The sequence below is a fragment of the Collinsella sp. AK_207A genome (assembly GCF_902501965.1).
In the GTDB taxonomy this organism is placed as follows: Bacteria; Actinomycetota; Coriobacteriia; order Coriobacteriales; family Coriobacteriaceae; genus Collinsella.
The window spans coordinates 192,951-214,739 of record NZ_CABWID010000010.1 but is presented as its reverse complement, the minus strand read 5'-3'; the positions used below and the strand labels follow the sequence as shown (position 1 = coordinate 214,739).

The 21,789-nt window shown below is 63.2% G+C and carries 18 protein-coding genes and 1 pseudogene; all 19 read left to right on the top strand.

Going from position 1 to position 21,789, the window contains the following annotated elements:
• The first annotated feature begins 27 nt into the window (after window positions 1–27).
• The gene (locus GDJ97_RS02565; protein WP_193221278.1) at window positions 28–2,904 is read left to right on the top strand and encodes a proton-conducting transporter membrane subunit; all 2,877 of its coding nucleotides are present in this window, start codon (window positions 28–30) and stop codon (window positions 2,902–2,904) included.
• A gap of 12 nt (window positions 2,905–2,916) precedes the next feature.
• Window positions 2,917–3,552, top strand: coding sequence for an NADH-quinone oxidoreductase subunit B family protein (locus GDJ97_RS02560; RefSeq protein WP_226808757.1), 636 nt, complete (start codon window positions 2,917–2,919; stop codon window positions 3,550–3,552).
• Window positions 3,553–4,293: an NADH-quinone oxidoreductase subunit C gene (locus GDJ97_RS02555; RefSeq protein ID WP_152069649.1), complete on the top strand. Its 741-nt coding sequence runs from the start codon at window positions 3,553–3,555 to the stop codon at window positions 4,291–4,293.
• Between the two features lie 3 nt (window positions 4,294–4,296).
• Window positions 4,297–5,388, top strand: a complete 1,092-nt coding sequence (locus GDJ97_RS02550; protein WP_152069648.1) for a nickel-dependent hydrogenase large subunit — start codon at window positions 4,297–4,299, stop codon at window positions 5,386–5,388.
• Between the two features lie 6 nt (window positions 5,389–5,394).
• Window positions 5,395–5,925: a 4Fe-4S dicluster domain-containing protein gene (locus tag GDJ97_RS02545; RefSeq protein ID WP_152069647.1), complete on the top strand. Its 531-nt coding sequence runs from the start codon at window positions 5,395–5,397 to the stop codon at window positions 5,923–5,925.
• A 387-nt stretch (window positions 5,926–6,312) separates the two neighbouring features.
• Window positions 6,313–7,515 (top strand): DUF362 domain-containing protein, encoded by a 1,203-nt coding sequence (locus GDJ97_RS02540; RefSeq protein ID WP_152069823.1) that lies wholly within the window; start codon window positions 6,313–6,315, stop codon window positions 7,513–7,515.
• A gap of 170 nt (window positions 7,516–7,685) precedes the next feature.
• Window positions 7,686–8,528, top strand: a complete 843-nt coding sequence (locus tag GDJ97_RS02535) for a hemolysin III family protein (RefSeq protein WP_152069646.1) — start codon at window positions 7,686–7,688, stop codon at window positions 8,526–8,528.
• A gap of 93 nt (window positions 8,529–8,621) precedes the next feature.
• Entirely contained in the window at window positions 8,622–9,986 is a 1,365-nt protein-coding gene (locus GDJ97_RS02530; RefSeq protein ID WP_152069645.1) for a hemolysin family protein, read from the top strand.
• A gap of 52 nt (window positions 9,987–10,038) precedes the next feature.
• A complete protein-coding gene (locus tag GDJ97_RS02525) occupies window positions 10,039–10,662 on the top strand; it encodes a hypothetical protein (protein WP_152069644.1) in 624 nt (207 codons plus the stop codon).
• A gap of 150 nt (window positions 10,663–10,812) precedes the next feature.
• Entirely contained in the window at window positions 10,813–11,217 is a 405-nt protein-coding gene (locus GDJ97_RS02520) for a YtxH domain-containing protein (protein WP_152069643.1), read from the top strand.
• Window positions 11,218–11,973, top strand: coding sequence for a PRC-barrel domain containing protein (locus GDJ97_RS02515; protein WP_152069642.1), 756 nt, complete (start codon window positions 11,218–11,220; stop codon window positions 11,971–11,973).
• 180 nt (window positions 11,974–12,153) lie between these two features.
• Window positions 12,154–13,464, top strand: a complete 1,311-nt coding sequence (locus GDJ97_RS02510; RefSeq protein WP_226808755.1) for a polysaccharide deacetylase family protein — start codon at window positions 12,154–12,156, stop codon at window positions 13,462–13,464.
• 225 nt (window positions 13,465–13,689) lie between these two features.
• Complete coding sequence (locus GDJ97_RS02505; RefSeq protein WP_152069640.1) at window positions 13,690–14,886, top strand: hypothetical protein; 1,197 nt, start codon at window positions 13,690–13,692, stop codon at window positions 14,884–14,886.
• A gap of 529 nt (window positions 14,887–15,415) precedes the next feature.
• Entirely contained in the window at window positions 15,416–17,290 is a 1,875-nt protein-coding gene (locus tag GDJ97_RS02500) for a magnesium transporter (protein ID WP_152069639.1), read from the top strand.
• Between the two features lie 12 nt (window positions 17,291–17,302).
• Window positions 17,303–18,544 carry an Nramp family divalent metal transporter gene (locus tag GDJ97_RS02495; RefSeq protein ID WP_152069638.1) on the top strand — a complete coding sequence of 414 codons (1,242 nt, stop codon included), beginning with the start codon at window positions 17,303–17,305 and terminating at the stop codon, window positions 18,542–18,544.
• 207 nt (window positions 18,545–18,751) lie between these two features.
• A pseudogene (locus tag GDJ97_RS09810) lies at window positions 18,752–18,868 on the top strand (hypothetical protein); the annotation flags it as partial.
• A 21-nt stretch (window positions 18,869–18,889) separates the two neighbouring features.
• Entirely contained in the window at window positions 18,890–19,039 is a 150-nt protein-coding gene (locus tag GDJ97_RS09505; RefSeq protein ID WP_226808753.1) for a hypothetical protein, read from the top strand.
• A gap of 116 nt (window positions 19,040–19,155) precedes the next feature.
• Complete coding sequence (locus tag GDJ97_RS02485) at window positions 19,156–19,707, top strand: LemA family protein (RefSeq protein ID WP_152069637.1); 552 nt, start codon at window positions 19,156–19,158, stop codon at window positions 19,705–19,707.
• Between the two features lie 119 nt (window positions 19,708–19,826).
• Window positions 19,827–21,773 carry an acyltransferase family protein gene (locus tag GDJ97_RS02480; protein ID WP_193221277.1) on the top strand — a complete coding sequence of 649 codons (1,947 nt, stop codon included), beginning with the start codon at window positions 19,827–19,829 and terminating at the stop codon, window positions 21,771–21,773.
• Window positions 21,774–21,789: the final 16 nt, after the last annotated feature.

Genomic DNA, 21,789 nt, shown 5'->3' with positions numbered 1-21,789 from the left:
GGACCATTCGATCATGGAGGGGCGTCTATGGGCCTGCTGTGCTTCCTGTTTGCGTTTCCGTTGTTAGTGGCGCTCGTCTTGCTGTTTGTTCGGGAGGACGCGGCGCGCGATCGCATCGTCATCGCGTCGGCTGTGGCAACCGCCGTCGCGTCGATCGCGTTCGCGGCCACGTTTCTCAACGCGCCAGCGCACCTGGCCGTCCCGCGCGACCTGTCCCTGGCTGGTAATTTTGTGGCCGTGGGCGTTGACCTGCTGCTTTGCGGCGTGGTGCTCCGCTATGCCATCTCGTTCCGCGACCCCACCATGCTCGCGCTCTCCGTGGTGCAGTTCTTCTTCTCCATCTGGTGCGGATCTTTGGCCACGGCGCCCGAGGACGTCTTCGAGAAGCCTCTCTACGTGGATAACCTCTCCGTGGTCATGGTGCTCATCGTGGGCCTGGTGGGCAGCGCGATCTGCGTGTACGCCCTGGGCTACATGAAGGACTTCCAGCACCACGAGAACGAGGCGGCCCGCGCCGCCGGCCGCGAGGTCGACGACCGCCGTCACCAGTTCACGGCTCTCATGTTCCTGTTCCTTTCCGCGATGTTCGTCATCGTGACCTCGGACAACATGGACTGGATGCTCGCCGGCTGGGAGATCACCACCGTCTGCTCGTTCCTCATGATCGGCTACACGCACACGCCCGAGGCGCGCAAGAGCGCCATCCTGCAGATCAACCTCAACATGGTGGGCGGCCTGGGATTCCATATCGCTGTGATCTTCCTGCACGTGATGGAGGTGCCGCTCTCGCTCTCGGGCCTCGTGGCCATCGCCGCCACGCCCGCGGCGCCCGTGCTCATCCTGCCGCTCATGCTGCTCTCCGTTGCCGGCCTGGTGAAGGCCGCGCAGATGCCGTTCCATCGCTGGCTGCTCGGCGCCATGGTGGCGCCCACGCCCACGAGCGCGCTGCTGCACTCCTCCACCATGGTGAAGGCGGGCGTGTTCCTGCTGGTCAAGCTCGCACCGCTCTATCTGGTGTACCCCGTGGCGTCGTTCATGGTGGTCTCCATCGGCGGCGTGACCTTCCTGCTCTGCAGCTTCATGGCCATCAGCCAGAGTAACGCCAAGCGCGTGCTCGCCTACTCCACCATCGCCAACCTAGGCCTCATCGCCGCGTGCGCGGGCGTGGGTACTGCCGAGGCCGTGTGGGCGGGTATCTTCCTGATCATCTTCCACACCGTGTCCAAGTCGCTGCTCTTCCTGTGCGTGGGCACCGTGGAGCACCGCATCGGGAGCCGCAACATCGAGGACATGGACGGCCTCTTCGCGCGCCTGCCGCGCCTCACGCGCTTCATGATGCTCGGCATCATGGGCATGTTCGTGGCACCCTTCGGCATGCTGATCTCCAAGTGGGCCACGCTCGTGTCCTTTGCCGAGACGGGCAACATCATCTTCCTGATTATGCTGGCCTTTGGTTCCGCCGCGACGTTCTTCTTCTGGACCAAGTGGCTCGGCAAGCTGGTTGGCGTGCCGCAGAAAGCCGAGAACGTGGAGGGCGGCGTGCATGCTTCCGAGTGGGCGGCCATCCGCTCCATCGCGTGCCTCATGATCATCTCCTGCCTGGCGCTTCCGGCCATCTCGGCCTGGGTGATCGGGCCGTACCTCGAGACGGTGTACAGCGAGGCCCCCTACCTCATCGACACCAACAACCTGATCATCATGGTGGCGAGTGTCATCTTCGTGGCCGTGGTGCTGCTGACGCCCTGGGGTCGCGACAGCAAGAAGCGTCGTCAGGCCGTGTACCTGGGCGGCCAGTGCGCCGACCCGGACGGTCGTCGCTACCATGGTTCCATGGGCCGCACCATGACGTCCACCAAGCGCAACTGGTACCTGGAGAAGTTCTTCGGTGAGCCGCTGCTCACGCGCATCGGCGTCATCGTGGCCACGGCCGTGGTGCTCATGTCGTTTGCCTCGACGTGGCTCTTCAGCGATGCCTTCCTCTCCGGCGGCGCGTGGTTCCACGAGCGTCGGGTCGACCTCATGGGTCCGGACATGCTGGGCCTCCTGCTCGGCACCGTGGTGTTCGCCGTGCTCGCTCCCGTGATCGGCTGTTTGCTCGACGGTCTTGACCGCAAGGTCTCCGCCGGCATGCAGGGCCGTGTGGGCCCGCGCATTCTGCAACCCTATTGGGACGTGCGCAAGCTCTTCATGAAGGAGAAGGCCACGGTCAACTCCGTGGACGAGGCCTACGTTACCTGCGCGCTCGTGTTCTGCGCGGTGGCGGGCGGTATGTTCGTCTCGGGTTCCAACCTGCTGATGTGCATCTTCCTGGTGACGCTCGCCACGCTCTTCGTGGTCATGGCCGCCTACTCGGCGCGCTCTCCGTATGCCGACATGGGCGCCGACCGCGAGATTCTGCAGGTCATGAGCTACGAGCCCATGTTGCTCATCATGGCTGCCGGCTACTTCGTTGTCACGCAGAGCTTTGACGTGGCGGCGCTCGGCGCGCTCGAGGCGCCGATCATCACGTTGCTCGGACCCATCTTCCTGGGACTCATCTTCGTGCTCACCATCAAGCTGCGGAAGTCGCCGTTCGACCTTTCCTACAGCCACCATGCCCACCAGGAGCTCGTGAAGGGTGTGACCACCGAGATGAGCGGTCGCACGCTCGCCAAGGTCGAGATTCTGCACTGGGCCGAGAGCGTGCTCTTCCTCATGTGGGTGGGCATGTTCTTCATCTGGAGCAACCCGCTCTCCGTGGTGCTCGCCGTGGTGGCCATCGCCGCTGCCTGGTTCTTCGAGGTGTGGATCGACAACGACTTTGCTCGCATGAAGTGGCAGGCGTGCCTCAAGTACGCCTGGCTTGTGGCGCTCGTGGTGGGCATCGTCAACCTGTTCTACGTGCTCATCACGCCGTTTATCTAGAGGGGAGCGGATATGGGCTATTCTTCCAAATCGCCGTGGGTCATCCACTACGATGGTTCGAGCTGTAACGGCTGCGACATCGAGGTGCTTGATTCCATGACGCCGCTCTACGACGTGGAGCGCTTTGGCATCATCAACACCGGCAATCCCAAGCATGCCGACATCTTCCTGGTGACGGGTTCCGTCAACCATCAGAACCAGAACGTGGTGCGCCACATCTACGATCAGATGCTGGAGCCCAAGGTCGTGGTGGCCTGCGGCGTGTGCGCCTGCACGGGCGGCGTGTTCCGCGAGTGCTACAACATCCTGGGCGGCGTTGACAAGGTCATCCCGGTTGACGTGTACGCACCGGGTTGCGCCGTGCGGCCCGAGACCATCATCGACGCCGTGCTCGAGGGCGTGAAGATCTTGGACAAAAAAGCCGAGCTCATGAAGAAGGGCGAGCTCAAGACGCTGAGCTCCGCCGAGTACGCCGAGCGGCGCGCCGCCGAGGGCAAGCGCTTCGGCGAACCCGAGGAGCATGCGGTCGAGCCGGGCTTCGACGCCTTCTCGCCCAGTGATCCCCATGGAAAGCTGGCGGAGCAGGGTGCTGTTGGAGCTGGTGCCGGCACCGCCGCAGCTGCGTCTGCCCAGAAGGGGAGTGAATAGATGTACACCACGTCTTTCGTAAACGTTCCGCTCGAGAACCTGCTCGAGCGCGTTCAGACCATCAAGCACGAGGGCGTTCGTTTCGTGCAGCTCTTTGCCGAGAAGAACGCGGATGATTCGCTGGATGTGGTCTACACCTTCTACAACGAGGTGGAGGACCACGCGCTGAACCTGGTGGTGCAGCTGCCCGAGGACGCGCGCGTGCCGTCCATCCAGGGCCTGTACTTTGCTTCCTTCTCGTATGAGAACGAGGCTCACGATCTCTTTGGCGTGCGGTTCGCCAACATGAAGCTCGACTTTGGCGGGCACTTCTTCAACGTGGCGCAGGATGCCCCGATGACGATCATCTCGCCCGAGCAGAAGGCTGCTCGCGAGAAGGCGGCCAAGCTTGCCGCTGCCAAGGCTGCCAAGGAGGCCAAGGCCGCCCGCGAGGCCGCGGAGTCCGCTGCCGCCAAGAAGGCCGAGGAGCAGACGCCCGCCCAGGCCGACGCCGAGGCCGTGGCGAAGGTGAACGAGCTCGCGCCCAAGGTCGCGAAGCCCGTCGATCCTGCGAAGCCCGCCGAGCCCGCTGCTGAGGCGGCACCGGCCCCTGCCGGCGTGGACGACCGCACCGCTAAGATGCTCGCCAAGCTCGCCGCGCTCGAGGCTAAGGATCCCGAGAAGGCTGCCAAGCTGCGCGAGAACCTGGCCGCTCGCGGCATCGACGTTTCCGCACCTGCGACCTCTAAGGATGGCGAGTAACCGATGGCAACCCGTTCCGTCATTCCCTTTGGCCCGCAGCACCCGGTGCTGCCGGAGCCGGTGCACCTTGATCTGGTGGTCGAGGACGAGCACGTCATCGAGGCCATCCCGCAGATCGGCTACGTGCATCGCGGCCTGGAGAAGCTCGTTGAGAAGCGCGATTTCAACCAGTTCGTGTACGTTGCCGAGCGCGTGTGCGGCATCTGCAGCTTCGGCCATGGCTGGGGTTACGCCATGGCCACCGAGAACCTGATCGGCCTGGAGATCCCGCGTCGTGCGCAGTACCTGCGCACCATCTTGGAGGAGCTCTCCCGCGTGCACAGCCACCTGCTGTGGCTTGGTCTGCTCGCGGATGCCTTTGGCTTCGAGGCGCTCTTCAACCACTGCTGGCGCCTGCGCGAGACGGTTCTGGATATCTTCCAGGAGACTTGCGGCGGCCGCATTATCCTCTCCATCACCATCGTGGGCGGCATGGCCCACGATATTCCGGATGAGATGCTCAAGCGCGCCTGCGAGAAGCTCGACGGCATCAAGCGCGAGTACGCCGAGATCGTGAACACCATGCTGCATGACGACTCCGTGGCGAGCCGTTTGCGCGGCGTGGGCTCCATCAGCTTCGAGGAAGCCGTTGATCTCTCGATGGTCGGTCCGTTCGCCAAGGGCTCCGGTGTTGAGCACGATATGCGCTCCACGGGCTTTGGCGCGTACGGCGACCTGGAGCACTTCGAGCCGATCATCTCGAACGAGTGCGACTGCTACGCCCGCTGCAAGGTGCGCTGCGAGGAGGTTTACCAGTCCATCGATATCATCAAGGAGCTGGTGGCTAAGATCCCGCACGACGGCATCGGCAACAAGCCCGGTCCCAAGGTGGTCGTCCCCGAGGGCCGCAGCCACGTGCTCATCGAGCAGCCGCGCGGCGAGGCGTTCTACTATGTGCGCGGCAACGGCACCAAGAACCTCGAGCGCTTCCGTATGCGTACCCCGACCTCGCAGAACCTTGGCGGCTTGGTGCGCGCGCTACAGGGCGTGGACGTGGCCGACGTGCCCATGATCATTCTGACCATCGACCCGTGCATCAGCTGCACTGAGAGGTAGGAAGACATGGGTGGATTCAAGCTGGGAAAGATGACGCTGCGCTCGCTCTTCAGCAAGCCGGCGACGGTCCAATATCCTGCCGAACAGGTGCCGGCGCGCTCCTACGAGGCGATGCGCGGGCACGTGATCAACGACTTGGATGTCTGTATCCTCTGCGGCATGTGCCAGCGTGCCTGCCCGGTGGGTGCCATCGTGGTTGATCGCAAGGCCGGCGACTGGATCATCAATCCGTACGAGTGCGTGCAGTGCGCCCGGTGCGTGCACGAGTGCCCGAAGAAATGCCTGAGCATGGGGGCTGACCCCACGCCCGTTACCGCCAAGCTGGGCACGGTGACCATGCACAAGGACATGCCCGCAAAGCCGGCTCGTCCCGCCGCCAAGGCGGCGGAGGCGAAGGCCGCGGCCGTCGGTGCCGGAGCTGCCGCAAAGCCCAAGCCCAAGTTGACGCCCGAGCAGGAGGCCCGCGTGGCCGCTGCCCGCGCCAAGAAGGAGGCCGCCAAGAAGGCAGCCGAGGCCGAAGCGGGCCAGGAAGGCTAAAAACTACGGGATACTTTATCGGTTCTGGCGCACGGAGCATAAAACACGGCGATACTTTATCGGTTTTTTCGCATCAATGATGTAGCCTGCAAGAAAAAGGTGACTCGTAATCGCGTTACCTGCGAAAACGAGTCGCCCTTTCTGCGCCTTACCGAGCGGGTACCCGAAAAGCGATAAAGTATCGTCCCGGTTTGTTTGCGAAGCCCTCAAACCGATAAAGTATCGGCCGGTTTTCAGGCGCCTGTCCGTGGGGTGAGGCGTATGGATGTTAGCGGCCAGGATGATCGGGCTTCTGCACCGGTTTCGTTTCGGAATACCTCCCTACGCGCTACCATAATGACATCGCCTGTCATATACATCGCTCTGAGGGGAGCCATCATGGACGCTATGGAAAAGAGCGCATCGACGCCCGCCAAGGTGTACTTCACCAACCTGCGGACGCACGGCCGCGAAAGCCAGCTCGACAAGCTCAAGCGCCTCATCAAGCGTGCAGGCATCGGGCAGATCGACTTTACTAATAAGTTCGTTGCCATCAAGATTCACTTCGGTGAGCTCGGCAACCTCTCCTTCCTGCGGCCCAACTACGCGCGCGCCGTCGCCGACGTGGTGAAGGAGCTGGGCGGCAAGCCCTTTCTCACGGACTGCAACACGCTCTACGTGGGCAGCCGCAAGAACGCGCTCGAGCACATCGACTGCGCCTACCAGAATGGCTTTACCCCGTACGCGACCGGTTGCCACGTGATTATCGCCGACGGTCTCAAGGGTACGGACGAGGCCCTCGTGCCGGTGAAAAACGGCGAGTACGTGAAGGAGGCCAAGATCGGCCAGGCTCTCATGGACGCCGACATCGTCATCAGCCTCACGCACTTCAAGGGTCATGAGCAGGCGGGTTTCGGCGGCTGTATGAAGAACCTCGGCATGGGCGGAGGTTCCCGCGCCGGCAAGATGGAGCAGCATGCAGCCGGTAAGCCGAGCGTGGCGCATGAGAAGTGCATCGGTTGTCGGGCCTGTGAGCGCATCTGCGCGCACGACGCTATTGGCTTCGAGGCCACGCGTGAACGCGAGCTGCCCTCGGGCAAGACGCGCGAGATCCACGTGGCCACCATCGACCACGATCGCTGCGTGGGCTGCGGCCGCTGCATCGGCGTGTGCAACCAGGATGCCATCGAGCCCGGCTACGATGCGGCCGTCGAGGTGCTCAACTACAAAATCGCCGAGTACACGCAGGCCATCGTGCAGGATCGCCCGTGCTTCCACATCTCGCTCGCGATCGACGTGAGCCCCAACTGTGACTGCCACGCTGAGAACGACACGCCCATCGTGCCGGACGTGGGTATGTTCGCGAGCTTTGACCCGGTGGCCATCGACCAGGCGTGCATCGACGCCGTCCTAGCGCAGCCCGCGATGCCCGACACCGAGCTTACAGAGAGCCGCGCCAAGCTGGAGGCCGCGGGCGTGCACCTGGATGAGGAGCACGCGCACGATCACTTTTACGTGACGCACCCCGACACGGATTGGAAGTCCATGATCGAGCACGGCGAGAAGATCGGCCTTGGTACGAACAAGTACGAGCTCATCGAGGTTAAATAGGTTCTCGCTCGCGGGCGCGGCGAGTTGCGGGTCAACGTGGCGAGCACGATCCGGCGCGCCCGCTGCGCATGGTGTTGCCGTTGGACTCGTCTTACGGTGCCTTTTCATTGCAACCTGCGGATTCTGCTATTATTACCAGAATCGTTGACTTTGGAGGCAGTTAGGCACACATGCCCGATTCCAGTGACAGTCCTTCGCCGCGGTCCGAGACCGCGGCACCCTTTGTGGTAAAGTCCTCGCTCGCTGCCGCGGGCGAGAATGCATCCGGTGCCGGTCAAGCCGCGGCGGGCACCGACCGCGAGCCGGGCAACGTGTACGAAGCCGCTGCAACGGCGTGGTCGGCGGCGCACCCAAATTCCGAGCCAGAAGATGACGGCCTGCCCCGCTACACCCTCGGCGAAGAGATCATGAACAGCGTCACCCACGGCGTGGGCTGCCTGCTTGCCATCGCCGGTCTGGTGCTGTTGCTGGTGAAGGCGGCACTCGGCGGTGCCGAACCGGCGCATATCGCGAGCGCTCTGGTGTTCGGCGTCACGCTCATCCTCGAGTACCTCGCCTCCACGCTCTACCATGCCATCGCCCCGCACCGCGCCAAGCGCGTGTTTCGCATCATCGACCACAGCTGCATCTACCTGCTCATCGCGGGTAGCTACACGCCGTTTCTGCTCATTACCCTGCGCGATGCGGGCGGCATCGTCATGTTCGTCGTCATCTGGGTGCTTGCGCTGCTGGGAGTGGCCTTTGAGGTGGCGCTGCGCCAGCGTCAACCGCGCTGGCTGACCATCGCCATCTACCTCCTGATGGGTTGGCTCATCGTGTTCCGCCTGCCGCAGCTCGTGGTGCTGCTCGACCCGGTGGCGCTCGCGCTGCTCGCCGTCGGCGGCGTGTGCTACACCATCGGCACGCCGTTCTACCTCGCCAAGCGCATTCGCTACATGCACAGCGTGTTTCACCTGTGGGTGCTGGCGGGGAGCATCTTCCAGTTCATGGCGGTGATCTTCTTCGTCATCTAGCATCCCGGCGACCTTCGCCGCACCGCGACGACGGCAATCCCTCGTTGCGCCTCGGTCCTGTTTCTCGGTATTGGGAGGTTTGAGCATACCCTTATGGGCATAGCAATCTCGATCATCGCAACCCTGCTCCTCACGCTGCTGAACGGCTATTTCTCTATGAGCGAGATGGCGCTGACCACCGCCAAGCGCGCGAGCCTCGAGCACGATGCCGACGAGGGCGACAAGCGCGCGGCCAAGGCGCTGGAGCTCTCCACGGATTCCACGGACTTTCTGGCGACCATTCAGGTGGCCATCACGCTCGTGGGCTTCTTCTCGGCCACGGTTTCCTCGAACACGCTGTCCGACCCACTGACCAGCTGGTTCAAGGGCTTCGGGGTTTCCTGGCTTTCCACGATCGCCCCCGTGGCGTCGCCCATCATCATCACGCTCGTGGTGTCCTACCTGTCCATCGTGGTGGGCGAGCTGGTGCCCAAGCGCATCGGCCTGGCCGACGCCGAGGGCATGGCGAAGTCCGTCGCCGGCCCGCTCGAGGGCTTCCGCAAGGCAGCCAAGCCGCTCGTGTGGCTCACGCAGGCCAGCGCGAACGGCCTCTCCAAGCTGCTCGGCATCAAGAGCGCCGACGACCGTCAGAACGTGTCCGAGGAGGAGATCAAGTACATGATCTCTGAGCAGGACACGTTGCTCGACGAGGAGAAGCGCATCATCCACGAGGTGTTCGACCTGGGCGACGCCGTGGCGCGCGAGGTCATGATCCCGCGCGTGGACGTCACCATGGTGGAGGACACCGACACCGTGGACGAGGTCATGGAGGTCATGCGCAAGACGGGTTTCAGCCGCGTGCCGGTGTACCACGACGACCCCGACAGCGTGGTGGGCGTGGCGCACATCAAGGACCTGATCGCGCCGGCGATCGAGGGCCGTGGCAGCGAGCCGGTGGGCGGGCTCGTGCGCGACGCCACCTTCATCCCCGATACCAAGGACATCCTGCCGCTGCTCTCCGAGATGCAGACTGCGCACGAGCAGATCGTCATCGTGGTTGACGAGTACGGCGGAACGGCCGGCATCATCACTATCGAGGACATCGTCGAGGAGATCGTGGGCGAGATCGAGGACGAGTTCGACCCTGATAACAAGTACCTGACGCGCCTCTCTCGCCGCGAGTGGCTGGTTGACGGCCGCTTTAGCTGCGATGATGCCGAGGAACTCGGCTGGCCCATCCGCGAGAGCGATGACTACGAGACGATTGCCGGCTGGATTCTGGAGCTTTCGGACTCCGTGCCGGATATCGGTGAGGTTTTTGAGGTCGAGGGCTATAAGTTCAAGGTGCAGAGCATGCGCGGCCAGCGCATCTCGCTCGTGCGCGTGACCGCTCCCGCTCCCGGTGAGGTTTCCGCCGAGAACAAGGCGGAGGCCGCATCCACCGACCCCGCGCCCAAGGATGCGAAAGCGGACGAGTAGAATGATGTGACGGGATCCGATTCCCCGTTACGCGAACGACCGAGGAGGCCAGATGGCGGACCTGTTCAATATGCTGAAGATCACGGTGGGGCCGGACAAGCTCACCGCGCGCGTGCTTGTGAACCCCGGTGCCCCCGTGCGCACCTCGGAGGATATCGAGGGTACGGCGCGCGTGTACTACCTGGCACCGGGCATCGCCACCCATGCCTGCCTGGGGGACGCCGGCGAGCACTTCCAGGATTGCATGGCCGATACCGAGCTCGCACATCTGCTCGAGCATCTGACGGTTGAGATCATGAAGCAGACCGGCCTGGCGGGCGACGTGGTCTCGGGTCGCACGCGTTCGGTGCCGGAGGACGAGCGGCTGTTCGACGTTGAGCTTTCCTGCCCGGATGACGCGCTCACCGTGGGCGCGCTTTCTTCCGCTGCCTTCATGATGCAGTGGGCGTTCCTGCATCCCGATCAGCCGGCTCCCGACTTCCCCGCCACGGTGGAGGCGCTGCGTCGGCTCGTGCTGGGGCTGCGCGGCGAGGACGCGGGCGAAGCGGACGTTGTCGGCAACGGTGACGATGGCGTCGAGGACGTGCCGTGCGGTCCCATCGACACGGAGGGCGCAAGCGCCGTGGCGCATGACGTGCCCGCGAACGCGCAGTTCGGTGGCGCCGCGGCGGAGTAGGAACTGCGAGTCTGCGCACGGCGTTGCAGTCGCCGACTGCATTTCGCATTGGCGGAGCCGCTCCACCCGTGCCGATCGCACCCTCGAGCCGTGGGTATAATGAACGACTATGTGAGGAAGCTTTCCTTTTAACCTCTGGAGGTAATCACGATGGGCAAGGGTCTTGGATTTGTTGCTGGTACCGTTCTGGGTGCTGCGGCCGGTGCCGTCATCGGCATCATGCTGGCTCCGCGTTCCGGTGCCGAGACGCGCGCCATGGCGGCCGACATGGCCAACGACGCGTGGGATTCCGCACGCGACCTGTACGAGCAGGGCGTTGACCAGGCGCGCGCCGCTGCGACGGACTTCGGCCCCATGGTGGACGCCAAGGCGGATGAGCTGCGCGCCAAGGTCGACCTGGCCCGCGAGCGCATGGACCAGCTTCGCGAGCAGCTGAACGAGGCCGTGGCGAGCGGCAATGTCACGCCGGCCGCCGACGTGGTGGTCGAGTCTGCGGTGGACCAGCAGGCTGCGCAGCGCCAGGCCGAGCAGGCCGACGCCTCGTCCGAGGCGTAGATGCGCGTCGCCGACTTTCAGGGCGTCAAGGTCTATCGCCTGCCGCCCGAAGACAAGCGCGTTCGCAAGGACGGCACGGAGCGCGATCCCAAGAAGCTCGGCCGTATCCATAACCCGGTGTTCGCCCCCGACGGGCGTCGGGTCGTGGGTTTCATGGTGAAGCTGCCCGATATCGTGGGCATGGTGAAGCAGGATGACCGCTTCGTGGCGCTTGACTCCCTTGATGTGGTGGGGGAGGCCTTGGTCGTGTCCGACGCCAAGGACGCCATGGGCACCGCTGCCGCCAAGCGATTGGGGGTCGATCTTGACCGGTGTCTGATCTGGACGGGCATGGATGTGGTGACGCGTTCCGGCAAGCGGCTGGGTTATTGCGCCGACGCCCAGTGCCATCCGCGCACGGGCAAGGTCTCGACCTTCTCGCTCACGCAGAGCGGGGCCGCCTCGGCCCTGCTGGGCAACGTCGAGATGCCCGTTGCCATGATGCGCGGCTACCACAACGGGCAGATGATCGTCGACGACGCTGCCGCCGAGCTCGAATGCTCGGGCGGCGCTGCCGCGGCTGCGGCTGAGGCCACCGTTAAGGTCAAGGCCCAGGCCAAGAAGGGTGCTGCCGTGCTTGACGAGCATGGCTCCAAGGCCGTTGACAAGGGCAGCCGCGCCCTCGGCAAGCAGCTGGGGCGTGCCAAGGGCATGTTCGGCGGCTTTATGGACGAGTACAAGAAGGCCGCGGGCACGTCCGCAAAGAAGAAAAAGTAGGCTCACGCGGGCCGCGGGGTTGGATGCATCCGGGTTCGCGGCCCGCGGACTCGAGACCCGGGAGCATCAGTGCCAAAATACACCACCTCCTATCCCTCGAACAAAAAGCCCTCTTTCCGCAGGAATACGGGTCAGCAGCTGCCGGGTGCTCGCAGCCGCGCGCAGCGCAAGCGGGGTGCCATGTACCTGCGCCATTCGCAAGGTTTCAGCGGTGGCAACCGCCGGCGGTACCGCAATCGCCGCGAAACGGCGCGGCGCACGTACGCGCTCATCGCGGTGGGTTGCGCCTTTCTGGTCTTTGCTGCAAGCGTGCTGTGGTACGCCAACCGCAGCGTGACCATCACGCTCAACGGCTCCGAGACCTCTGTGCGCATCAATTCCAGTGTGCAGCAGCTCATCGATGACCAGGGCCTCGACCTCAAGCCCGGCAACCTGCTCGCGGTTGATGATACGGTGCTCAAGAAAAGCGCAGGTACCACCTGCACCGTGCATGTGAACAAGAAGAAGGTGGACGTTTCCGCGCTCGCCGACACCAAGCTGCAGGGCGGCGAGACGGTCAAGATCGGCGACGGCGAGGACGTTTACGAGGAGCATCGCGTGCAGGCAACCGAGATCAAGCCGACGATTACCGTCGAGGGCTCGGGTGCCATCCAATACGTGCAGACGTGGGGTGTTCCGGGCCGGTCCGAGGTGTGGACGGGCGCGACCTCGGGCAAGACCCAGGATCGCGGCGTGGTGAAAGAGGCGCAGAACGCAGTTGTGAAGGCACGGAGCGTGAGTCCGGACAGCAAGAAGGCCAAGTACGTGGCGCTGACCTTTGACGAGGGACCGAGTTCGGGCACGGCTGCGATCCTCAAGGTGCTCGAGGATAAGGGCGTGAAGGCGACGTTCTTCCTGCAGGGGGATGCCGTGGAGACGAACAAATCCGTTGTGGCTCAGATTGCGGCTGCCGGTCATGAGGTGGGTTCGAACTCCTATTCCAACAAGGATCTCAGCACCCTTTCCGGCGATACCCTGCGCAACCAGCTCAACCAAGGTTTTTCTGCCATCGCCGCGGCGGGCGGGGGCACCACTGCCCTGCTTCGCGCGCCCTTTGCGAGCTTCTCGGAGCAGAACTGGTGCGACGCCATGGATCTGGTGAGCGCGGTGGTGGGTTGGAACCTCGACTCGGGTGATTGGCTGCTGCCGGGCGCTCAGGCGGTGGTGAACAACGTGGTCAGCGGAGTGGCGAACGGTGACATCGTGCTGCTCACGGACAACGAGAGCACTTCTGCGCAAACGGCCGAGGCGCTCTCCGGCGTCATCGACGGCCTGCAGGGCGAGGGGTACACGCTCGTGACGCTCTCCGAGCTCATCGCCACGGACAAGGACCTGGCGAAGGAGCTTGCCTCGCCATTGAAGGTGAGCATGCCCAAGGACGCCGCGCTGCCGACGCTTGCCTCGGCCGCCGGCGATTCGGCGGCGAGCGCTGGCACGTCGGCCAACGGATAGGCGTGTTGCGGCTTCAAAAACCCGTCATATATGCTGGTGGATTCGCCGTGTAGTTATTCTCGGTGTTTGCGGTGCCGGCGGAAACGGCATGCGGTTTTGCCTGCTTCGTTTAGATAGCCCGTGCATTTCTGTTAGCCGTGCTTGAGATTGCGAGGACATCCAGCCCAGAAGCGCGCCGGGACGCCATGAGATGCTATCTCCCAAGGACTCTCCAAAGGAGGCAGCATGGACCCCGTCATAACCGGAATCTCAGCCTGGCAGTACTGGACGACTCCGCCCGTTATTGGAGAGGTTGATTTGCCAGAGGGGATTGCATTTGCACCGCACCCCAACGGTGCTGGGCTTAGACCTGAGCTTCGCTGTGACCGTGGCAATGCGCGCGAGCTCGATGCGCTTGTTGCAGGGCGGCTACTTATCGATCTCAAGGCGGTCGATACTCCGGTTCATGTTATGGCCGACGCGGCTCTGAGTCGTACTCCGACGGCGCTGTCTTGGCCGCACAAACAGGTTGATTGGCTCGAGAGTTCCGATCTTGTTCCGCTTGGCGGGGGACTCAAGGTCTTGTCTCCCCACGCCACCCTGCTTTCACTTGCACGTGGAATGAATGTCGTCTCCCTGGCGTTGTTCATTATGGAAGCGGCGGGGTTGTTTGCAATTTGGAATGAAACGCCTGCTGCATCGTTTGTTTTGAACGCGCTGTTGGCACAGGGGGTTGTCGATGAGGCTGTTCAGCGGGCGCGACGGAATCATCTTCGCGAGTACTACGATGCGAGGGGCACCCGTGTGGCTCCGCTGGGGCGAGGCGGCGGAGGAATTCCTTGGGAGCTGTCGTTTGACAGAAATGGGCTCCCCACGGACCTTTGGAAGAGGGCGCCGCTGACGGAGGTCGATGAGGTGCGCGCCTACGCGTTGAGCAAAAGTGGCGCCCGGGGTAGCCGAAAGCTATTGGAGGCCGTTGATCTGGCTATCAATGGATCAGGCTCTCCTTTGGAATCGCGGGCGTTGTTGCTGATGTGCGCTGATTGCTGGAAGGGAGGTGAGGGCTGGAAGGTACCCTGGGTTAATCGACGCGTGGACTATACGCCGGCGGCAAAGCGGCTGACTAACACGAGTTATGCGATATGCGATCAGCTGTGGCTTGAGTCAGGCATTGATGTCGAGATCAACGGTTTTGGATACCATGCCGATCGTCAGGGCTTCCTCGTCAAATCAGGTAGAACGGCGGCACTCGAGAACATGGGGCTTACCGTCTTTGATATCACTTACAGCCAAATGGCCGATCTGGAACAATGGGATGCGCGCGTGCAAGCACTGTCGCGGGTGCTCGGGATGGGGATACGGGCTCGAACTTCGGCATTTCTAGAGCGTCGCGAGTGCTTTCATGAGCAGTTGTTTGAACGCGGCCGAAAAAAGAGGCGATAGTTTATCGCTTTTGGATGCTGTGGCAAAAAGCAGGCCGATACTTTATCGGTTTTCAGGGGTCGTCTCGAATAGAGAAAAATGAGACATTGCGGTGAACAGGGGTTTTATTTGAACTGGCAGGATGGCTACCGGATGGTCGCGCGGAAACCGATAAAGTATCGGGTCGCTTTCATTTCTTTGTCCAATAACCGATAAAGTATCCCGCCGGTTTGGCGTAAAGGGCTCGCCCGCGGCATGAACGTATCTGATTCGTGCGAAATCGTTTGCCGCAGCAGGTGGAATGGGTTGCCATGTAAGCTGCGCTTCAAGTTTTTAAAAGCTGGCGCCCCGCTGAAGGGCTGATGGTATAGTGTCTCCGGTTTTCAGGTCATCTGGCCTGCCATGTTAGGGAGAGACGCAGGGCAAAGAGAAGGGTTTCAGGTGAAGTCAAAACCTCGACCTCATAGTCGCTAGCCCGAGCGGGTGCCTTCGCGGCGCGCGCCGGGGTTGCGCGCACGCCTTCGAACTGTAAGAACCGCGAAGGAGCACCATGAACTACTTTTCCGAAATGCTTCGACTACCCGTTGTCGACTCGACGGGTGAAAAAATCGGCGTGGTCAACGACCTCGGCATTGCGACGGGTGAGATTTTCCCGCACGTCACGTCGCTGGCCTTCCAGGGGCCGGGCAAGACGCCTTTCATGATCAGCTGGCGCAAGTATGTGGAGCGCTTTGACGACGACGGTGTCTACCTCAAGTGTCCCGCAACGGACATTCGCTTCTCCTATCTGCAGCCCGACGAGGTGCTGCTTTCGCGCGACATCATGAACAAGCAGATCGTCGACACGCAGGGCCTGAAGGTCGTGCGCGTTAACGACATCAAGTTCTCGAGCAGCGTGGAGAACCAGCTACGCATGCTGGGCGCCGAGGTGGGTGCACGCGGCCTGCTGCGGGCCATTCATCCCTCGCTGGAGCACGCGGTGGCCCGCATGGCGAAGGCAATCGGCAAACCGCTCCCCGAGGATATCATCGCGTGGAGCTACATGGACCTGCTGGAGCGCAGCACCAAGCAGATCAAGCTCTCCGTCTCGCACAAGACGCTCGACGAACTGCACCCGGCGGACATCGCCGACATCATCGAGAAACTGGACCCACGCCTCCGCAGTCAGGTGTTCGCGCAGCTCGATACCGCGCAGGCCGCCGAGGCCATCTCGGAGTTCGATGACGAGGACCTGCGTTCCGAGATGCTCGAGGGCATGTCCGATCGCGACGCATCCTCGATGCTTGCCCTCATGGACCCGGACGACGCCGCTGAGATCATCGACGAGCTCGGCAGCGAGAAGGCCGAGAAGCTCCTGCGCCTGATGGGCGTGGCGGACGAGCGTGCGATTCGAAACCTGCTGGGCTACGAGGAAGACACCGCCGGTCGTATCATGACCTCGGAGTTCGTTGCCCTGCCGGCAACCGATACCGTGGCCGATGCGGTGGAAGCCATCCGCAAGCTGGACGAGGACTTCGAGAGCGTCTACTACGTCTACACGCTCGATCCGGCCGGTGCCCTCACGGGCGTGCTGTCGCTGCGCTCCATCATCGTGGCCGAGAAGACCGATCGCCTGCGCGATCTGGCCTACAAGGACGTGGTGTGGGTCGCCCCCGATCTGGACCAGGAGGAAGTGGCCGAGGAGATGGCCAAGTACAACCTGGCCGCTATCCCCGTGTGCGACGAGACCAAGCATATCCTGGGCATCGTCACCGTAGATGACGCCATGGACGTCATGACCGAGGAGCACGCCGAGGACCTGCAGATCGCCGGCGTCTCCGCAGGCGAGAACACCACGGGCGAGAGCACGCATGCGCTCATGTGGTTCGCGCAGCGCCAGTATTGGATCCTGGTGTGGGCGATCGCGGCCTGCGCGATCGCGGCGCTCGTGGTCCCCAAGGCCGACAGTGTGAACGCTGCAATAGGAGTGGCCGACTATATCACCTCATGGGCGCTTCGCTCGCTCATGCCCGTCGCGATCATGCCGATCGTGCTGCTCGCGGCCATGCGCATGACGTCGTTCGTGAAGCGCAGCTTCTTGGAGCAGGACGACCACGAGGATGAGCAGCATCCCTACCTGGCCTTCTTTGCCAAGACCACGCTCATCGGCGTGGTGCTGGGCGGCGTGGTGATGCTCTGCGGCGAGCTCGTGGGCGGCAACCTCTTTGCCGAGGCCGAGCCGTGGGCGGCCAAGGCCTTCCACAACTGCTTCCTCGCGGCGAGCGGGGTCATCGTGGCGACCTACGCAACTTCCGCGGTGTACCTGCGGGTTTTGAATTGGCGCGACGAGCACGATCTACCCACGTCGGGCACGGCTCTGACGTTCGTCGCCGTGGTGCTCTCGGCCGTGGCGTTCTCGGTGCTCGGAACCCTTCCGCTGCTGTAGGGCGGTGGCATCATGACGAAGAACACCAAGCGAAAGCTTACCGTCGGTGCGGTGCTCGGGGCCATGGGCCCGGGACTCCTCGCCGCGCTTTCAGGCAACGACGCCGGCGGCATCGCCACGTATTCCAGCGCGGGCGCGAGCTACGGTTACGGCATGCTCTGGATGCTACCGGTTATGACGCTGCTGCTCATCGTGGTGCAGGAGACGGCGGCGCGCTGCGGCTGCGTCACCGGTAAGGGCCTGGCCTCGCTCATTCGCGAGAAATTCGGCGTGCGTCGCAGCGTGCTCGCCATGGCGGCGTTGCTGGTGGCCAACACCGCGGTGACCATCTCCGAGTTCGCCGGTATCGCGAGCGGGCTGGCGCTCTTCGGCATCCCCGCGAGCGTCTCGGTGCCGCTCGTGGCCCTGCTCATCTGGATGCTCACCATGGGCGGGAGCTTCCAGCGTATCGAGAAGGTGCTGCTTGCCGTGAGCTGCGTCTTCGTGACGTATGTGGTCGCAGCCTTCATGGCCGGCCCCGACTGGGGCGAGGTGGCGCGCGTGACCGTCATCCCGGAGTTCGAGGCCGATCCCGGCTACGTGTCGCTCGTGGTGGCGACCATCGGTACCACCATCGCGCCGTGGATGGTCTTCCTGGCGCAGAACAACGTGGTCGACAAGAACTCGGATGAAGACGACATCGTGCTTGCCCGAATCGACACGGTGAGCGGCTCGATCGCGGCGGATCTGATTGCCTGGTTCATCATCATCACGACCGGCACGGTGCTCTTTCCCGCGGGTGTGCAAATCGCCGACGCCGCCGACGCTGCCAAGGCGCTTGAGCCCATCGCGGGCGAGTTCTCCACGGTGCTCTTTGCCGCGGGCTTGGTGGCGGCGAGCTTTCTGGCCGCTTGCGTGCTGCCGGGTGTGACGTCGAGTGCGATCTGCGAGGCCTTTGGCTGGGAGCGCGGTGCCGACCGCAGCTGGGACGAGGCTCCGCTCTACCGCGGCATCATCACGGCCATCATCGGCGCGTCCGCCCTCATGGTGCTCATGCCGGGCGTTGACCTGTTCCAGATCATGATGACCTCGCAGGTCATCAACGGCGTGCTGCTGCCCGTGGTGCTCGTGTTCCAGGTGTTCATCGCCGCGGACAAGCACATCATGGGCGAGTATCGCAACGGCCGGATCTGGACCGTGCTCACCTGGGCGACGATCGTGCTCATCACGGTGCTGACCGTGGTGATGTTCGCGCTGCAGGCCATGGGGTATTAAACGCGAGGACGAGCCGGCTCCTTCGGCCGCATCAATGACATCGTCTGCTTGTGTGCCATCGGGATTCCGGTGGCGCGCTTTTTTATGGCAGCCACGTAAATCTATATATGACGAAAAAAACTCAACTGTGTTATTAACTACAAATGGGGAATATAATCGACGCGAAAGGGGGCGGCAGTCGAGGCCCAGCAGGCCGGTACCGCCAGCCTGCAGAGCGGTATCAAGACCTATACGGGCGGCGTCAACACGCTGAACAGCCGCTTTGACGAGCTGGTTTCCGGTAGCCATCAGCTGGCGGACGGCGCGGCGGAGCTGGCCGACGCCACCTCCGGCCTGGATACCAAGGTGATCGACACCATCAAGGACAAGCTCGAGGGGTACCTGAATCCCGCGTTCACGCCCACGGACTTTGTGACGGAGAGCACGACCAATGGCATCGACCGCGTGCAGTTCGTCTATATGACGGGGCGATCGAGGACTAACGCTTTCTGGTGAGGCCGGTTGTGAATCTGGCCGGTCAACCTCAAATTCGCATTCGGCGGGCGGCCTCTGGTCGCCCGCTTTCGTTCCGGAGGTATACTGGGGGTACCTTCAAGAGATTGGACTTCCAGATGGTCGTCATCGTTATCATCATCGTGGTGGTCGTGGTGCTTGCCTGCATCGTCGCGGGTATTTACAACAACATGGTCACGCTTCGCAACCGCATCGACAACGCGTGGCAGAACATCGACACGCAGCTCCAGCGCCGAAACGACCTCATTCCCAACCTGGTTGAGACCGTCAAGGGCTACGCCACGCACGAGAAGGGCACGCTCGAGGCCGTCGTGAACGCGCGCAACGCTGCCCTCTCCGCCCAGACGCCCGACGCGAAGATGGCTGCGGACAACGTGCTGACCGGTGCGCTTCGCCAGCTCTTCGCCGTGGCCGAGGCCTATCCCGACCTCAAGGCGAACGCCAACTTCACGCAGCTCCAGGACACGCTTGAGGACACCGAGAACAAGGTGAGCTACGCGCGCCAGAGTTACAACGACTGCGTGCTGAACTACAACAACGCCATCCAGACCTTCCCGGGCAACATCTTCGCCGGCATCTTCCAGTTCCGGGAGCGTCAGGGCTTTGAGGCTGCCGAGGCGTCGCGCCAGGCTCCCCAGGTCAAGTTCTAATCCGCCGTCCTTATAGCTGCGCCTGTCCGTGCCCCTGCCTTCGATATGAAGACAGGGGCGCTTTTGTCCGTGCGATGGGCTACAATCCGCTTGGTTTGGCTTTGTCTTGGGAAGAGAGCATGACGAATACCGCGCGAAAGATGCGCTATATACCCGGTCTTGATGGCGTGCGCGCCATCGCGGTCGCTGCGGTGGTGCTGTACCATATCCATGTGCCGTTCATGCAGGGAGGCCTGCTCGGCGTGACGATGTTCTTCGTCATCTCGGGCTATATCATCACGCGCTCGCTCATCCATGAGGTTGGCACCACCAAGACCATCGACTTCAAGGGCTTCTACCTGCGGCGCGTCCGCCGTCTCTTGCCGGCTATCTGCCTGTTGATCCCGGTGACGGTGGTGCTCTGCGCGCTTCTCAACCGCGTGATGCTCACCAAGATGCGTCCGGATATCCTGCCGTCGCTGCTGTTCGTCAATAACTGGTGGCAGATCTTCAACCAGGTTTCGTACTTCAACGCCCTGGGCGACCCATCGCCCCTCACGCATTTCTGGTCCCTGGCAATCGAGGAGCAGTTCTATCTGATCTGGCCGTTTGCGCTGTTCCTGATGTATCGCGCGGGCGTGAAGCGCACGATGGTGCGCCGCATCGTAGCGGCGCTGGCCGTGGTGTCGGCGCTCGCCATGACGGTGCTCTACAACCCCGGCGGCGATCCGAGTCGCATCTACTACGGCACGGATACCCGTGCGTTCTCGCTGCTGGCGGGCGTGTGGCTGGCGCTGCTTCCGATGCGGCGCTTCGAGCTCGCGCGCGGCCGGGACGGCATGGTGGTCGAGGCGCTGGGAGTCGTTGGCTTGGTGGGGCTGCTCCTGATGTTCGCCCTGTCCAACGGGTACACCGCCTTCCAGTACCGTGGCGGCATGGTGCTCTGCACGGTGTTCACGATGATGCTCGTGGCCGCGAGCGCGCATAGGGGCGGTGCTGTCGCTCGGGTGCTCGCGCTGCCGCCGTTCGTGTGGTTGGGAAAGCGTTCCTACGGCGTGTACCTCTGGCACTATCCGTTGCTGCTGCTTATGAATCCCATGAGCGTGATCGGACCGAGGCCTTGGTGGCTGACGGTGTTGCAGCTGGCGCTCGTGCTGCTGGTTGCCGAGGCATCGTATCGCTATCTGGAGGAGCCATGCCGCCATGGCGCGCTGGGGCGTCTGGCCCGGCAGCTCGTGGCATTGGTGCGCGGAGGTGCGTCTGAGGACGAGGCATCCGATGGGGATGAGGTGGCCTCGAAGCCTGCCCCGGTGCACCGCGTGCGGACGCTTGCGCCGGTGGCCGCCTACGCGGCGGTCGTGTTGGCTGCGGTCATCTGCGTAGTGGCGGTTCCGCCCGCCTCGGCGCTCAGCGAAGCCGGAGCTCGGCTGCTGGAAGGCGAGCAGCCAAATGGCGAGGGCTCGTCTGCAACCACTGCGGGCTATGCGGAGGGCGCCTACGACGTGCTCATGATCGGCGACTCGGTGTCCGTGCGCACCATCTCCAGCTTTCAGCAGAGCTTCCCGCACGGGCATATCGACGCGGCGGTCAACCGTCAGTTCTCGGACGGTATCTCCCTGCTCCAGCAGTACCTCGACCAGGGCAATGTGGGCGGTATCGTCGTGTTCGCCCTGGGTACGAACGGTCCCGTCTCGAACGATCAGATAGACCAGGTTGTGCGGATGGTGGGCGAGGGCCGTCGGCTGGTCTTTGTGACCACGCGGAGCCCGCGCGACTGGGTTTCCTCCACCAACGAGGTCTTGCAGTCTGCCGCCCAGCGGTACAAGAACGTGCGCGTGGCCGATTGGTACGGCTACAGCGGCGAGCATCCCGACGTCTTCGACGGGGATGGCACCCATGTGACCGAAGCCGGCGCGAAGCAGTACATCGACCTCGTTCACCAGGCGATCTCGGATGTGCTGCCGGTGCATATCGGCGATGGCGGCAACGACCCGGTGCCGGGCCTCATGCAGGATTTTGCCCATAAGATGCCACAGGGCGTGGCGGACCGGCTCGCGAAGGGTGTCAACACGGCAGCGGCAAAGTAGGGCGAGCTGAGTGGGT

Excerpts from the sequence above, each read along its gene's own strand:
- GDJ97_RS02565 (WP_193221278.1), top strand. The coding sequence starts at position 28 with ATGGGCCTGCTGTGCTTCCTGTTTGCGTTTCCGTTGTTAGTGGCGCTC.
- GDJ97_RS02560 (WP_226808757.1), top strand. The coding sequence starts at position 2,917 with ATGGGCTATTCTTCCAAATCGCCGTGGGTCATCCACTACGATGGTTCG.
- GDJ97_RS02555 (WP_152069649.1), top strand. The coding sequence starts at position 3,553 with ATGTACACCACGTCTTTCGTAAACGTTCCGCTCGAGAACCTGCTCGAG.
- GDJ97_RS02550 (WP_152069648.1), top strand. The coding sequence starts at position 4,297 with ATGGCAACCCGTTCCGTCATTCCCTTTGGCCCGCAGCACCCGGTGCTG.
- GDJ97_RS02545 (WP_152069647.1), top strand. The coding sequence starts at position 5,395 with ATGGGTGGATTCAAGCTGGGAAAGATGACGCTGCGCTCGCTCTTCAGC.
- GDJ97_RS02540 (WP_152069823.1), top strand. The coding sequence starts at position 6,313 with ATGGAAAAGAGCGCATCGACGCCCGCCAAGGTGTACTTCACCAACCTG.
- GDJ97_RS02535 (WP_152069646.1), top strand. The coding sequence starts at position 7,686 with ATGCCCGATTCCAGTGACAGTCCTTCGCCGCGGTCCGAGACCGCGGCA.
- GDJ97_RS02530 (WP_152069645.1), top strand. The coding sequence starts at position 8,622 with ATGGGCATAGCAATCTCGATCATCGCAACCCTGCTCCTCACGCTGCTG.
- GDJ97_RS02525 (WP_152069644.1), top strand. The coding sequence starts at position 10,039 with ATGGCGGACCTGTTCAATATGCTGAAGATCACGGTGGGGCCGGACAAG.
- GDJ97_RS02520 (WP_152069643.1), top strand. The coding sequence starts at position 10,813 with ATGGGCAAGGGTCTTGGATTTGTTGCTGGTACCGTTCTGGGTGCTGCG.
- GDJ97_RS02515 (WP_152069642.1), top strand. The coding sequence starts at position 11,218 with ATGCGCGTCGCCGACTTTCAGGGCGTCAAGGTCTATCGCCTGCCGCCC.
- GDJ97_RS02510 (WP_226808755.1), top strand. The coding sequence starts at position 12,154 with ATGTACCTGCGCCATTCGCAAGGTTTCAGCGGTGGCAACCGCCGGCGG.
- GDJ97_RS02505 (WP_152069640.1), top strand. The coding sequence starts at position 13,690 with ATGGACCCCGTCATAACCGGAATCTCAGCCTGGCAGTACTGGACGACT.
- GDJ97_RS02500 (WP_152069639.1), top strand. The coding sequence starts at position 15,416 with ATGAACTACTTTTCCGAAATGCTTCGACTACCCGTTGTCGACTCGACG.
- GDJ97_RS02495 (WP_152069638.1), top strand. The coding sequence starts at position 17,303 with ATGACGAAGAACACCAAGCGAAAGCTTACCGTCGGTGCGGTGCTCGGG.
- GDJ97_RS02485 (WP_152069637.1), top strand. The coding sequence starts at position 19,156 with ATGGTCGTCATCGTTATCATCATCGTGGTGGTCGTGGTGCTTGCCTGC.
- GDJ97_RS02480 (WP_193221277.1), top strand. The coding sequence starts at position 19,827 with ATGACGAATACCGCGCGAAAGATGCGCTATATACCCGGTCTTGATGGC.